General features: G+C 33.9%; 13 protein-coding genes and 1 tRNA gene. 5 read left to right on the top strand and 9 right to left on the bottom strand.

Annotation, left to right across the window (positions count from 1 at the left end; genetic code table 11):
• Positions 1 to 414: 414 nt before the first annotated feature.
• The 8 genes from VFM92_RS07565 to VFM92_RS07530 form a co-directional block, all read right to left on the bottom strand.
• Positions 415 to 1242, bottom strand: coding sequence for a hypothetical protein (locus VFM92_RS07565; protein WP_325121595.1), 828 nt, complete (start codon positions 1240 to 1242; stop codon positions 415 to 417).
• 77 nt (positions 1243 to 1319) lie between these two features.
• Positions 1320 to 2708 (bottom strand): TlpA disulfide reductase family protein, encoded by a 1389-nt coding sequence (locus VFM92_RS07560; protein ID WP_325121594.1) that lies wholly within the window; start codon positions 2706 to 2708, stop codon positions 1320 to 1322.
• A gap of 559 nt (positions 2709 to 3267) precedes the next feature.
• Positions 3268 to 3338, bottom strand: a tRNA-Cys gene (locus tag VFM92_RS07555).
• Between the two features lie 162 nt (positions 3339 to 3500).
• Positions 3501 to 5471, bottom strand: coding sequence for a 30S ribosomal protein S1 (gene rpsA / locus VFM92_RS07550; RefSeq protein WP_325121593.1), 1971 nt, complete (start codon positions 5469 to 5471; stop codon positions 3501 to 3503).
• A gap of 387 nt (positions 5472 to 5858) precedes the next feature.
• Positions 5859 to 6854 (bottom strand): ABC transporter ATP-binding protein, encoded by a 996-nt coding sequence (locus VFM92_RS07545; RefSeq protein ID WP_325121592.1) that lies wholly within the window; start codon positions 6852 to 6854, stop codon positions 5859 to 5861.
• 127 nt (positions 6855 to 6981) lie between these two features.
• A complete protein-coding gene (locus tag VFM92_RS07540) occupies positions 6982 to 7299 on the bottom strand; it encodes a hypothetical protein (RefSeq protein ID WP_325121591.1) in 318 nt (105 codons plus the stop codon).
• Between the two features lie 390 nt (positions 7300 to 7689).
• On the bottom strand, positions 7690 to 7926 hold the full coding sequence (locus VFM92_RS07535; RefSeq protein ID WP_325121590.1) for a hypothetical protein: 237 nt from the start codon (positions 7924 to 7926) through the stop codon (positions 7690 to 7692).
• A gap of 141 nt (positions 7927 to 8067) precedes the next feature.
• Positions 8068 to 8787, bottom strand: a complete 720-nt coding sequence (locus VFM92_RS07530; RefSeq protein WP_325121589.1) for a hypothetical protein — start codon at positions 8785 to 8787, stop codon at positions 8068 to 8070.
• 200 nt (positions 8788 to 8987) lie between these two features.
• Here VFM92_RS07530 and VFM92_RS07525 point away from each other — a divergent pair, with 200 nt between their 5' ends.
• From VFM92_RS07525 to VFM92_RS07515, 3 genes are all read left to right on the top strand, one after another.
• Positions 8988 to 9266 carry a co-chaperone GroES gene (locus VFM92_RS07525; protein ID WP_325121588.1) on the top strand — a complete coding sequence of 93 codons (279 nt, stop codon included), beginning with the start codon at positions 8988 to 8990 and terminating at the stop codon, positions 9264 to 9266.
• 26 nt (positions 9267 to 9292) lie between these two features.
• Positions 9293 to 10936: a chaperonin GroEL gene (groL, locus tag VFM92_RS07520; protein ID WP_325121587.1), complete on the top strand. Its 1644-nt coding sequence runs from the start codon at positions 9293 to 9295 to the stop codon at positions 10934 to 10936.
• 103 nt (positions 10937 to 11039) lie between these two features.
• A complete protein-coding gene (locus VFM92_RS07515; protein ID WP_325121586.1) occupies positions 11040 to 11414 on the top strand; it encodes a TerB family tellurite resistance protein in 375 nt (124 codons plus the stop codon).
• 18 nt (positions 11415 to 11432) lie between these two features.
• Here VFM92_RS07515 and trhA read toward each other — a convergent pair whose 3' ends face one another.
• Positions 11433 to 12062, bottom strand: coding sequence for a PAQR family membrane homeostasis protein TrhA (gene trhA / locus VFM92_RS07510; RefSeq protein WP_325121585.1), 630 nt, complete (start codon positions 12060 to 12062; stop codon positions 11433 to 11435).
• A gap of 256 nt (positions 12063 to 12318) precedes the next feature.
• Between trhA and VFM92_RS07505 the strand changes: the two genes are divergently transcribed.
• Together VFM92_RS07505 and VFM92_RS07500 are read left to right on the top strand one after the other, a co-directional pair.
• Positions 12319 to 12555, top strand: coding sequence for a cold-shock protein (locus VFM92_RS07505; protein WP_325121584.1), 237 nt, complete (start codon positions 12319 to 12321; stop codon positions 12553 to 12555).
• A gap of 462 nt (positions 12556 to 13017) precedes the next feature.
• Positions 13018 to 13836, top strand: coding sequence for a PhzF family phenazine biosynthesis isomerase (locus VFM92_RS07500; RefSeq protein WP_325121583.1), 819 nt, complete (start codon positions 13018 to 13020; stop codon positions 13834 to 13836).
• The last annotated feature ends 19 nt before the right edge of the window (positions 13837 to 13855 follow it).

Here is a 13855-nt window from a genome sequence, read left to right as displayed (position 1 = left end):
GATAGCTGAAAATATATTTGAAATACAGGCTATAATGCCTGTTAGTGGTAAAAGAATTAAGAAGACTCTCCTCTTAACCCAAGAACAAAAGTATTTAGCTGAGCTATTTAATTTTGGGTGTTAAAATGCGGAAGTCAGGAGTTAAAAGCAACCGTGACATACCAACGAAAACATACTGAATACTTTTTAACCTGCCAACGATGAACTTTTTCATTGATATTTATTTTGAGTAAAATTAAAAAATTCACCCATTGTAATTGATATAGTAGTAGATAATTTATAGCTAAAATAGAATTTAATCACTCAATTAGATTAATGGTATTTGTCAATTGTCGACATGTATAAATAAAACTTAGATGGGCTTTTGTATGGTCCCCAGCTGGCACACGCGTATCGTGGCTGTAGCACAATTACTTATCCATCTTCCAAAACTCCATGATCATTCTGTAATTGATAGTAAACCATGATGAAAACCGAAACAAATAGAGGAGAAAGAAAAAGACCTATAAAGAATTCCATAATTGTAGCCAGACTTATACCCATTATGTACGTATGGCTAATAAATAAATCCACAATAAAATAAATTAATAATTGTGTAAGGAGCCCTATAAAAAGCATCTTTACTACTAAAATTGGATTTCTCTCAACTAGCTCCTTACTTCTACTAAAATTACTTTCCACTTCTGGATTTAAAATATTTAGTATTGGAGCAAAATTAAAAAAGTAAATTAGCAGAAGTGTAATGCTCCCAAAAACAACTGCCGCTATTACGGTGATGTATATAGGAGCTTCCAATGAAATTGATAAAAAGATTAATACAATTGGCAAAATAATCAATAATCCAAGTGTGAGACAAGTAAGAATGTAACTCCAGAAATAACTGCCTGCAGTCTGATAACATTCCAATACACTAGTTTCAAATTGCTGATATCTATTATTAACAGCTATTACTAAAGCAATTTGTATTCGAATAGAAAAGTAAAGTAAAAACAAGATGCCAGCAATAAGTGCAACTATATTTAGGCCACTATTCAAATTTACCATTCCATTTAAACCCGTCATCAGGATACTTAATAAAGAACCTAATAAACTTAAGGATAGGAATAGTTTGTAATTGGTTTTAAATAAAGAAATGGCTTCTTGGATAATTTCGTAAATACTTATTCGCATGAGGATGGTTAAAAAGAATTGAACTATAAATACTCTCAAATCCACCAATAAATCAGGTGGATTTGAGAGCAAACAATAGGATCTAAATTAAAAAAACTAATAGTTGTATTGATAACGATTACCCAATAATTAACCGCAACAAGCACACATTACAACTGCTTGTCTAAAGCAAGTAGCTCATCAATGTCCGAAGCAATATCACCAGATGGTCTTGCAGCATTTGCATCCACTATATTACCTTCTTGATCGATTAAAATAAAACGAGGAATTCCACTAATCGCATATTTTTGCATAATAGTAGCGTCCCAAGCACCCTCAGCATATAAATGGATTCCTCCTAATTCTTTTTCATTAACCATTTTCTTCCACGGCTCAGGCGATGAATCTACACTTATTGCGAGAAAAGCAACGTCTTCATCTTCGTATTGCTTCTGTAATTTTTCCATGTAAGGATGTTCTGCAATACATGGTCCACACCAAGTAGCCCACACATCAATATAAACTACTTTACCCTTAAAATCAGCCATGGTCATACTATCCCCATCAAGATTGGCATATTTAAAATCCGGAGCTGGATTACCTTTTGCCAATGACGCTAAAACATCAAGCTTATCTTCAACTGTCTTTAAACGTTTCTTTGAGGGATTCAATGCCTTCCATTCCACGATCAATGAATCCCTATCTTCTTCGTTTAATCTATTAAAATGTACATTTATTACTTCATATAATAATTGTTCTTTTATGGGGTCGCTCGGAAAAGACTGTACTTCTTCTATTGATGCCTTCACATATTCACTTACATCTGTAGGTCCATTATCTTTAAATTTTTCAACTACTTTTTTTGTAATCTGTTTTTGTATATATGGGACAAAAAACTCATATTCTAAATTGCTTGAGTCGTAAAGATCTAACGAATCCTGAAAAGCATAAAAGTTCTCAGAGGGTTCGAATTCTTCCTGCGTCAATCTGGTTTTATAAGCTGGATAATTTAAAAGATTGTAATAAAACTCCCATTCATTATTTTTAAGATACCAATCTTTAAATTCCTGATCAGTAACAGCTGAATTTTCCAATGCATTTTCTTTTTTTACATAGGTATTACGGAATTCTATTAGAAAACTATCTTCAGAAAGAACCGCTAATTGTGCTATACTTTCAAGGGTATCTTCCATTAAAACAATCGATGCCAAAAAGTTATTAATGGCTGCTCCTTCACCTTCATACTGTAAAGTTTCATCAAATTGTGCTGGATCAATCGTAAGTCTTAACTGGTCACCTGGTCTTAAATACATGGAAGATATTTCATCCCCATGTGCAAATACTACTTTTTCAGCTTTTACAATGGGTACATTAGTTTGAAAATCTCCTAATGAATCCAATGATGCCGTGATAGTAGTATCTTGAAGTCTTAAAGAAATTATGTCACCCTTTGGATTAATGACTTTCCCGCTTACGGTGGTATTAACATTTTCTTTCCCTGGGGAGCATGAAGCTAATAACCCTAAAACGAATAATGAGATTAGTTTGATAGTTTTCATTTGAATTAAGTTAAAGTCTTTATTAAAAAACTAAAATATACGTTATATTTTAAAATTAAAAGGCATCTTTTGAATATTAATTAGAATTTTACTGATAATTACTTCTAATGACAAATGGGTAATGGATATGAACCTTTTAAATATCTACTGAGACATCGATTTATCTCTTACGCACCAGCTTGTTGCACTTCCCCTCATGAATCTTCGCCTGCGGCTCGATTTAGCTCATACGCACAAGGCATGCGCCATTCCACTCGTGAACCAATTCATTTTTAATGAATTGGTTTCAAACCGAGCGGTTCTCATCCGCTAAAAAATTTATGCATAAAAAAACCTCCAACAGAAAAAATAAACTGCGGGAGGTCAAAAAAAGAGGTCAAGAGCGCCTGCCTACAGCAGGCAGGGATTACTAATACGCACTAAGCATGCCACACATGGCTCTAGTGAACCAAGTTTTTAACAAAACATTGGTTTCGAACCGAGCGGTTCTCATCCGCTGGAAAGTTTGTGCATAAAAAAACCTCCAACAGAAAAAATAAACTGCGGGAGGTAAAAAAAGAGGTCACGAGCGGATTCGAACCGCTGTGGATGGTTTTGCAGACCACTGCCTAGCCACTCGGCCACGTGACCTTATTTGCTTTTGCGATTGCAAAAATAAGCATATTATCGCGCTTGTCAAATATAGTGCTATATTTATTCTTAAATAATTTTGTAACAATCTAAAAATCGGGTATAAAAAAAGCCACTACCTTAAAAAGATAGTGGCTTCCATATTTTATGATGAATTAAGGATTACTCCTTATCTTCTTTTTTATCATCAGCCTTTTTTTCTTCTTCAGCTTTAGCTTGTTCCTTTTTGGCTTCTGCTTTAGCTTCATCAGGTGCTGGCACTTCTTTCTTAGCTTCTGTTTTTTCTGCTTTTGCTTCCGCTTTTGGCTCTTCCTCTTTCTTAGGAGCAGCTTTTTTCTTGCTTCCGCCTTTAGCATCATCTTCCATTTGTGTTTTCAATGCAGATAATGCATCCAAATCACCTAATGTAGAGGAAGAAGCTTGTTGTTTAGGGGCTTGCTTTTTCTTACCAGCTCCAGTTGGCTTCTTCTTAGGAGCAGCTTCCTCCACTTTAGAATGCGTATGTAAATGAGAAAGAACTATTCTCTTATCATCTTTAGAGAATTCTAAAACTTGGAATTCTAAAGACTCACCTACTTCTGCCATAGAGTCATCCGCTTTCTTCAAATGCTTAGTTGCAGCAAATCCTTCGATTCCGTAAGGAAGCTCAAGGATAGCACCTTTTTCGTTTTTGTTCAACACAGTACATTTGTGCTTAGAACCAACGGTAAATACTGATTCGAAAGTATCCCAAGGGTTTTCTTCCAATTGTTTGTGTCCTAATGCTAATCTTCTGTTGTCAACATCTAGTTCTAAAACAACTACGTTCAATTCTTCTCCTACTTTAACAAATTCAGATGGGTGCTTGATTTTCTTAGTCCAGCTTAAATCAGAAACGTGAACCAATCCGTCAATACCTTCTTCCAATTCGATGAACAATCCGAAGTTAGTCATATTTCTAACAACTCCTTTATGCTCAGTACCAACAGCATACTTTGTTAATACTTCTTTCTTGTTCCAAGGATCTTCAGTCAATTGCTTAATGCCTAATGACATCTTACGCTCTTCTTTGTCCAAAGTAAGCACAACTGCTTCCAACTCGTCACCCACATTGATGAAATCTTGTGGATTTCTCAAGTGCTGTGACCAGCTCATTTCAGAAACGTGAATCAAACCTTCAACACCTGGAGCGATTTCCAAGAATGCACCGTAATCAGCAACATTAACGATTTTGCCTTTCACTTTAGAACCTACATCAAGCCCTTCAGCCAATGAGTCCCAAGGGTGAGAAGTCAATTGCTTCATACCTAAAGAAATACGCTTCTTGCCTTCGTCAAAGTCAAGTACTACTACTTTCACTTTTTCGTCAAGCTTCAACACCTCTTCAGGATGGTTGATTCTGCCCCAAGAAATATCCGTGATGTGCAATAGACCATCAACACCACCAAGGTCAATAAATACACCAAAGTTGGTCATGTTTTTGATCACACCTTCTAGAACCTGACCTTTTTCAAGGTTGTTCAAGATTTCAGCTTTTTGCTTTTCTAGATCTTTCTCTATTAATACTTTGTGGGAAACTACTACGTTATCGTTGCTGTAGTTAATTTTCACCACTTTTACTTCCATTTTCTTACCAACGAAAACATCGAAGTCGCGAATAGGCTTCACGTCAATTTGAGAACCAGGTAAGAAGGCTTCTACACCGTGAACATCCACGATTAAACCACCTTTAGTTCTTCTTTTTACTAATCCTTCAATGATTTGGTCTTGGTCAAGTGCTGTTTGGATTTTGTCCCACGCACCTACAATTTTTGCTTTTCTTCTTGATAAAACTAATTCACCGTTTTTATCTTCACGCTCTTCAACGTAAACTTCCACTTCGTCACCAACTTTCAAGCCAGGAGTGTCACGGAATTCATTAGTAGGAACTAATCCATCAGATTTGTAGCCAATATTAAGTACAACGTCACGATCATTAATCGCTACCACAATACCTTTAACTACTTCTTGCTCCTCAAGGTCAGTAGCCACATTGTCGTACATTGCAGCTAATTCTTCTCTTTTAGATTTTGAGTAACCTTCACCAAAACCTTTGGTTTCAAATGCTTCCCAATCGAACTCTTCGTTCTTTACGTTTTCTTGATTTTCTGCCATAATTTGTCAGGACTCTTTAATTACAATGACTACCCGAGCCAAAATTGCCATCGTTTTGGTTTACAAATACTTATCCACATAGATAAGCCCATTCACTCGAAGGGATTGCAAAGGTACGATTTATTTGGAAAGTCACAATATGTTGGGGCTCAGATAATAAAAAATCTCTTACCTACTTAAATTCTGAGTTTTCAAACATTTAATGTCAAAAATTACTTAAAAGACATTTTTTTTAAACCAAAAGAGTCAAAAGAAAACAATAAAAAATAACCAAAGTTATGTTCTAGAATTGCTGTTCATTTTTGATCAAGTCCTCACTGCTTTTAATCTAAACTTTATAAGGGCTTTTGATTCTTTTGTGGTTCAATTTGACAATTGTTTTCTTTATCAATCTTCAGTTAATTCGAATAGATAGGCTTCAGGAAAAATGACATGATAGTTCTCTCCTACTTCATAAACTGACTGATTTGATTTTACAATAAGTGATTGATTTTTGGCAAATTGAAATTGGTAGCGATAATAATTTCCTATGAAAAGCTTTTCTATCAATTTTAAATTCAATTTATATTTTAAGCTATTATCATCTTCAATCAAGATATTTTCACTCCATATCCCTAGCAATTTATTTTGCGCTTTTCCTAATGTTCCTTTTGGAATAAAGTTTACCTCACTTAAAATATTGGCAACTGAAATAAATTCAGGATTTTGATAAAGTGACTTTGGAGTATCACTTTTAATAATTTTTCCATCTTTTTGAATATGAATAATATCCGCTAAATAAAAAGCTTCATAAAGATTATGGCTTACCACAATGATGCTGGTGTCAAATTCGTTTTTAACTTCCTTTATGGCATCTAACAGGAGCTGACGAGTAGGGAAATCAAGTTGAGTAAAAGGTTCATCAAGTAATAAAACAGCAGGCTGAGTGGCTAACGCCCGAGCTATTGCTAAGCGCTGTTTTTCACCTCCCGATAATTTTTCAATTTTTTGAGATTTTAAGTTTTCTAATCTCATCAACTGTAGTAATTGTTCGATTTGCTGCTTCGCAAAATCATCTTTAAAGGCTAAAAGTGCATCCTTTAAATTCTCAATTACTGTTCTATTATGAAGCAAGTTAAAATTTTGCGCTACATAGGCTAACTCTTCATGTCCAGCTACCAAAACATCCTCAGGGTTAGGCAATTCTTCATTTTCAAAAAATACCTTTCCTTTATCGACAGCAGTGAGGCCTGCTAAAATTTTAAGCAATGTCGATTTACCTTCACCGCTTTTCCCCATCACTACATGCGTTTCACCTTCCCTAATTTTCAAATTGATTTCTGAAAGAATAGGCTTATCGAATGATTTGGAAATGTTTACTGCTTCTAAAATAACTTTAGCCATGAAGTGGTACTTTTATACAGCATATCTCAACACAAACTTGAAAGGATTATCGTATCCCCAAGTATCTGCAAACAAAAAAAGCGAACTGATGTTCGCTTCATTATTATAACTTCAAAGAAAATTAAAATTAATCTTCTTTTTTATCTTCCTTTTTCTTAGTTGCTTTTGGCTTATCTTCTGCTTTAGCTTCCTCTTTTTTAGAATCTGCTTTCTTTTTAGGAGCTGCTTTTTTTGCTTTTGGAGCTTCTTCTAATTTTTCAGCTTTAGCAGTTTCTTCTTTTTTGGCAGCAGGTTTTTTGTCTGCTTTTTCGAATTCTGCTTTGATAGCTTCTACATCAACATTTTTGATAACAGGCTGTTGCTGCAATCTTTGGATATTAACTACCCTTTTCTTTGCTACTACTCTGTTTCTTCTTTCTTTTCTTTTAAGACTTGTTCCTGCCATGATTAGTTCTTTGTCAAAATTGGATTGCAAATGTAGGTTTAATGTTCATTTAATCAAAATATAAGTTCAATATATTTTCTCGATTAAAAGTTAATCATGACATTAACATTGCCTTGTCGATAATATTCATTTCCAATCAGTACGTTTAAAGGATTAAATTTCAAGGTGCAATAATCATAAATCTTTAATTTTAATTCAATCCCTAATTCTGCTCCGAAACGGGTATCATCTATAAATGCCGGTGGAAAAAGCAATGAAGGCGCCCTCCGCCCCCTGTAAATGACTTATGAAAGGTCCGCCATAAGGACTTAATGAAAAACCTCTAAACTCGATTAATTTATAAGCTATTATTGGACTAAAACTTAAATTTTTAATGTAAAACGGATAAACCTAATTATAAATTTTTGAATCCATTATTGCTAATCGCACTGTTGGCATTAGACTCAATCTTTCCCTTGGTAAATTAATTTCACCTTGCAAGTCAAAAGAAAAACCTTTCACTTGGTCAAGACCTGATTCCGAAATTTGGGAGTAAACATAACTCACACCAGCATATAGTTGAGATTTCGCCTCAAAATTGGCGATTATTAAGATCAAAATAATTACTGCCATTAGTTTTCTTTTCATAGTTTTTAGATTCAGCAAGCATTACATTCAATTTTTAAACTCCCACAAAACTAAAGACCTAATATACGTTGATTAAGCTGGAAAGTAATAAACCGGAACTTCTTTTATTAGTTTCAAATTTTAAAAATAGAAAATCATATGTTAATTAACAATACGATCTAAATAACCAGAAAAACTTCTTTTTACAATTGGAAGTAACGTTTCCTCATAGGGATAGGGCTGTAGTGCAACCACTCTAAATGCAGAATAATTACTGACGAGCTTAATATTTTTCAAAATTTGAATTTTAATTTGCTCTAAGGTGATGCCTATTGACTTTTTAATCTTATCTATGAAAACAGTTTGAAGTCCTCTCACTTTTTCTTCAGCAGCTTCAAATATGGAAATTCTATATTGATAGATGTGGTAAAAAGATTCGTATTGAGGATCGATTAAGAGTAAGCCTTCATTTTCCTCCAAAGCTTTAACTCCTATTGGTTCAATAATAAGGTGTTTCTCTACCTCATCAAAAATATTTTTTCCGACTTTTATATGTTCTGTCAAACTATTCATAGCAAAATCAACAATATCTTCTAATTCTTTCAATTGGTGATCTTCTGTCACTTTAGATTCAAAAAACATTCTGAAATTCTTTAAATCCAACTTAGTTAATTTTTTCGGAAATGATCTCCACAATTTTTGCTTGCCATCTTTCAATTGAGCCGCATTTCTGTAATGCATAATCAAATCGGCAAAAGATGGATAAAGTTTATGTTGCTCAAAAGATTTTCCTACTTCCTGCAAATAAGCCAATAAAAGATACTTTTTATATTCAAAATCTAAGGTGCCCTTCGTGATCCAATCATCTGCTAGCTTTTTCATTTTATTTTAATTTTTGATTAAACTGACAAAGAAATATACTTAAAATCTGTCAAAAATTCACAAACGATAAATTGAATAATCTTACATGTCATTTTAAATAGTAAAAGTCTGCAATTTTGACACGCTTTTGCAAGTGGCACATTTAATGTAATCAGGATTGCAGATTAAAAATTAAAATCAAAACACAAATTATAACTAAAATGTCAAACGTATCATTTAAACCAAACGAGGATAGGGTTCTAGTAGAGCCAGCTCCTGTAGAAGAAAAAACAGCATCTGGTATCATTATTCCTGATACAGCAAAAGAAAAGCCTCAACAAGGAAAAGTAATTGCTGTAGGTCCAGGAAAAGATGATGCTCCTGTAACCGTTAAGGTTGGTGATTCTGTATTATACGGTAAGTATTCAGGTACAGAATTTACACTTGAAGGAAAAGAGTATTTAATTATGAGAAACTCCGACATTTTCGGTACTATTTAAAGTTAAACTAAAAACATTATAATACCATGGCAAAGAATATTTCATTTGACCTAAAAGCTAGAGACGGCTTAAGAAAAGGCGTTGATAAATTAGCGAACGCAGTAAAAGTAACCTTAGGACCAAAAGGTAGAAACGTAATCATCGATAAAAAATTCGGTGCTCCTACGGTAACTAAAGATGGTGTATCTGTTGCGAAAGAAATCGAACTAAAAGATCCTATCGAGAACATGGGCGCTCAGTTAGTTAAAGAAGTTGCATCTAAAACTGCTGACGAAGCTGGTGACGGAACTACAACCGCAACTGTTTTAGCTCAATCTATTTTCAGACACGGATTGAAAAACGTGACCGCAGGTGCTAACCCAATGGACTTGAAAAGAGGCATTGAAAAAGCAGTAAAAGCCGTAGTTGCTGACTTGAAAAAACAGTCTAAAGACATTTCTAACAGCAACGAAATTGAACAAGTAGGTACTATTTCTGCTAACAATGATGCCACAATCGGTAAAATGATTGCTGAGGCAATGGATAAAGTTGGAAAAGATGGTGTAATCACCGTTGAAGAAGCTAGAGGTACTGAAACTGAAGTTAAAACTGTAGAAGGTATGCAGTTTGACAGAGGATATCAGTCTCCATATTTCGTGACCAACACGGAGAAAATGGAAGCTGAATTAGATAATCCTTATGTCTTAATTTACGATAAGAAAATCGGTAGCATGAAAGAATTGCTTCCAATTTTAGAGGCAGTTTCTCAAACTGGTAAGCCTTTATTGATTATTTCTGAAGAAGTAGAAGGTGAAGCTTTAGCTACTTTAGTGGTAAATAAAATTAGAGGTTCTCTGAAAATTGCTGCAGTTAAAGCTCCAGGTTTTGGTGACAGAAGAAAAGCAATGTTAGAAGACATCGCTATTTTAACTGGTGGTACAGTTATTTCTGAAGAAAGAGGATATAAATTAGATGGCGCTACTTTAGAATATTTAGGTACTGCAGAAAAAATCACTGTTGATAAAGACAATACAACTATTGTTAATGGTGCTGGTAAAAAAGAGGATATCAAAGCGCGAGTGAGTCAAATCAAATCGCAAATGGAGAATACTACTTCAGATTATGATAAAGAGAAATTACAAGAACGTTTGGCTAAATTGTCAGGCGGTGTAGCTATTCTTTACATAGGTGCTGCTACAGAAGTAGAAATGAAAGAGAAGAAAGATAGAGTTGATGATGCTTTACATGCTACAAGAGCTGCAGTTCAGGAAGGAATTGTTGCAGGTGGTGGTATTGCTTTATTAAGAGCTATTAAATCTTTGGATAAATTAAAAACTGATAATGAAGACCAAGACACAGGTGTAAATATTATCAGATTAGCTCTTGAATCTCCTTTGAGAACAATTGTTGAAAATGCAGGTCAAGAAGGATCAGTTATCATCAACAAAGTATTAGAAGGAAAAGATGATTATGGTTACAATGCACGTGAGAATAAATTTGAGAATTTATTCAAAGCAGGTGTTATTGACCCAACTAAAGTAACTCGCCTAGCGCTTGAAAACGCGGCTTCTATTTCAGGATTAATGCTCACTACCGAATGCGTGATAGCAGATGAAGAGGAAGAAGATAATGGCGGAATGCAAGGTGGCGGAATGCCAGGTGGAATGGGTGGCATGGGTGGAATGATGTAATCCCCCAATTTCAAAGAAAAAAACAAAGGCTTTGTCGATTGACAAAGCCTTTGTTGTTTTTTTCAGTTAAAAAAGTATAGTTTTGCGAAAATCAAATTTAAAAATGGATAAGCAGCATATTTTCAAAAATTACGAAACCTTTATTCTATTTCTCTTGATACATGTGGGTAGTTCGGACTATAGTCTAAAAGGATCTGAAATTGAAGTGATACTTTCCAAAATGGAAGATTATTTTTCGGATATTGAGGAAATGGATGTATTAAGGTCAAAATTCGTAACACTTAAAGATGAATATGAAGAGTTATCTGATTCTGATATAAACCATATTATTTACCATAACTATCTAAATTATAAAAATGATAGAATAAATGCAGATAGAATAATGAATGATTTGCAGGAAGTAATTATGGCAGATGGATTTATTCATGATTTAGAAACAAAAACTATTGAGGCCATTAAAAAATTGTTAAATACGTAAAGAATCGGATTCTTAAATCTACAAAAGGTACATAACCGCTATAAAATGTGTTATGGTACCGATTAGTACAAAAACATGCCAAATAGCATGTGCATAAGGCATCTTATGGTTTGTGTAAAATATCGTTCCAAGCGTGTAACTTACCCCCCCTCCTATTAACAAAAATAAAACGGTTGTTGATAAATCCTCATACAATGGTTTAGCAATGAAAACGGCTATCCAGCCCATGCCCAAATAAAGAAAGAGTGAAAGTTTCGGGAATCGATGGGTAAAGAAGATTTTAAAAATAGTTCCGAACACAGCTATCCCCCAAACAATCCCAAACATCAACCACCCCTTCGTGCCACCTATCCCTAAAATCAAAAAAGGAGTGTAAGTCCCTGCTATCAAAAAATAAATACTTATATGATCGAAAATCCTAAGGATTGCTTTCGTTTTTTGATGTTGAATTGCGTGATAAAGCGTTGAAAAAGTATACATCAGTAGAAATGCGCCACCAAAAAAACTGCTGCTAATGATATGTAAAATGCTACCTTCCAAAACTGAAAAGGTCATCAACAGTGAAATAGCAATTACACTAAATAATATACCAAATCCGTGAGTGAGGCTATTAGCTAATTCTTCTTCTAAAGTTTGAGGTCTTTTCAATTTTTTTGCTTTAAGATTGAACCAAAAGTAAAACTTATCGATTAGCAATACAAGAATATTAGTTACCAGATTTTTTCAAATAATAGTTATTCTGAAAGCTTTTTGGTAGCTTTGTTGTCTTTCAAAGCAAGTTTTACCATTTTCCTCTGACTTTTCAGATACCTTACTATGGCTAATCCGCTTTGAACCCCTCTCGCAAGGGATATTTAATTCAAGTAAAATACTTGTCTTATTCTGTTAATTAAAACCCTACTTAATGGCAAGATCACAAAATAGCTTTATCAAAAAACAAAAAGAGAAAAAGCGCATGAAGAAAAAAGAAGAGAAGCAAGAGAAAAAAGAAATGCGCAAAGAACAATCTAAAGGCGGAAGTCTTGATGCAATGATTGCTTATGTTGATGATTACGGAAATATCTTAGATAGCCCACCTGAAGAACCTAAAAGAGAAAAGAAAAAAGATAAAGAAGAAAATTCTGAGAAAAAAGAGAATTAACTCTTTTAAAGTTACTACCCCGTAAAAATCAAAAGGCGAGCTTAAACTCGCCTTTGGGGTGATAATGATGGTAACTCATCATATATCCTGCCTCTTGATAACGTATGGGAAAATAAGACTCCCGACTCGTTAACATGAATATAGAAAATTCATTCCTTATATACAAGAGTATCTATATTTTTTTTTTAAAAAAATTTATAAACTTTGTTTTTTTTAAGTCAGCGTTTTTTTTTTAAACGACTAACTCAAATAAATCAATACTTGTATATTTAAAAAATTCAAGAACTAAAACAGATGAAAAAAGAATGCCCTTCTTGCGCTATGATGATAGAAAAAGACGCGCAACTTTGTCCTATTTGTCAATATGAATTTCCTAGGAGCGGTTATCAAAAACATCTGAAATGGGTAGCTGTTATTTTAGCACTACTTTTTCTACTTGTTGTTCTACTTTAATAAATATTTATGGCTATCGAATATCCTTTTGCTATAGTGAATGTATTTTCTGATTCAGAAACTAATGTATTGGGCAATCCATCCGCAGTAATTCTATTAAATAAAGATTTATCTGTTCAAAAGCTACAAGCCATAGCTACGGAATTACAGCAACCTGCAACTACCTTCCTTTGGAATACAAAGAATGACAGTGAATTTAAAATCAGATGGTTTGCACCTGATGATGAAATTGGTCTTTGTGGACATGGAGCCATGGCTGCTGCCGTATTTCTTTCCAACCAATTCCCAAAAATAGCTGCTAATAATGGTTTTAAATTAGTAAAAAATGAAATCACTATCGAAGCAGGAAGAAAAAAGGATAATGAACATTTTGTTATTTTAGAGAACATTACAAGAAGCGAACAACAACATCCTCCGAAAGGCCTAGAAACAGCATTAGGTCAAAAAATATTAGAGTATTACAAAACAGATAATAAGCAAATTGTAGTGTTGGCCAATGAGAAAAGTCTGGCAGAAATGAAACCTGACTTTGAATCACTAAGAAAAATCGATATTTTTGGATATGCTGTAACCGCACCTTCTTCTAAAGAGGATGATTTTGTATGTAGAACACTTGTACCGCATGTTCAACAATTAGAAGATCATGCTACAGGTTCAACTCAAGCAATATTAGTAGACTTTTGGGCAAATAGACTCAATAAAAGTCAACTTAGATCGAGACAATTAAGTGCAAGAGGTGGTTCTTTTTACGCAATTCATGAACCTCACCAATTTTTACTAATTTCGAAGTCAAATTATTCAGTTAAAGGAACTTTTTACATGAAATAAAAATTAAATCCTAAATACT

The organism is Marivirga sp., from assembly GCF_035704835.1.
In the GTDB taxonomy this organism is placed as follows: domain Bacteria; phylum Bacteroidota; class Bacteroidia; order Cytophagales; family Cyclobacteriaceae; genus Marivirga.
Note: the sequence above shows the minus strand (reverse complement) of the source record. Positions and strands in the feature narration are given on the sequence as shown.

What these genes read in the sequence shown, in the direction of transcription:
- VFM92_RS07560 (WP_325121594.1), bottom strand. Translation starts at nt 2,708, where the DNA reads ATGAAAACTATCAAACTAATCTCATTATTCGTTTTAGGGTTATTAGCT.
- rpsA (WP_325121593.1), bottom strand. Translation starts at nt 5,471, where the DNA reads ATGGCAGAAAATCAAGAAAACGTAAAGAACGAAGAGTTCGATTGGGAA.
- VFM92_RS07545 (WP_325121592.1), bottom strand. Translation starts at nt 6,854, where the DNA reads ATGGCTAAAGTTATTTTAGAAGCAGTAAACATTTCCAAATCATTCGAT.
- VFM92_RS07540 (WP_325121591.1), bottom strand. Translation starts at nt 7,299, where the DNA reads ATGGCAGGAACAAGTCTTAAAAGAAAAGAAAGAAGAAACAGAGTAGTA.
- VFM92_RS07535 (WP_325121590.1), bottom strand. Translation starts at nt 7,926, where the DNA reads ATGAAAAGAAAACTAATGGCAGTAATTATTTTGATCTTAATAATCGCC.
- VFM92_RS07530 (WP_325121589.1), bottom strand. Translation starts at nt 8,787, where the DNA reads ATGAAAAAGCTAGCAGATGATTGGATCACGAAGGGCACCTTAGATTTT.
- VFM92_RS07525 (WP_325121588.1), top strand. Translation starts at nt 8,988, where the DNA reads ATGTCAAACGTATCATTTAAACCAAACGAGGATAGGGTTCTAGTAGAG.
- groL (WP_325121587.1), top strand. Translation starts at nt 9,293, where the DNA reads ATGGCAAAGAATATTTCATTTGACCTAAAAGCTAGAGACGGCTTAAGA.
- VFM92_RS07515 (WP_325121586.1), top strand. Translation starts at nt 11,040, where the DNA reads ATGGATAAGCAGCATATTTTCAAAAATTACGAAACCTTTATTCTATTT.
- VFM92_RS07505 (WP_325121584.1), top strand. Translation starts at nt 12,319, where the DNA reads ATGGCAAGATCACAAAATAGCTTTATCAAAAAACAAAAAGAGAAAAAG.
- VFM92_RS07500 (WP_325121583.1), top strand. Translation starts at nt 13,018, where the DNA reads ATGGCTATCGAATATCCTTTTGCTATAGTGAATGTATTTTCTGATTCA.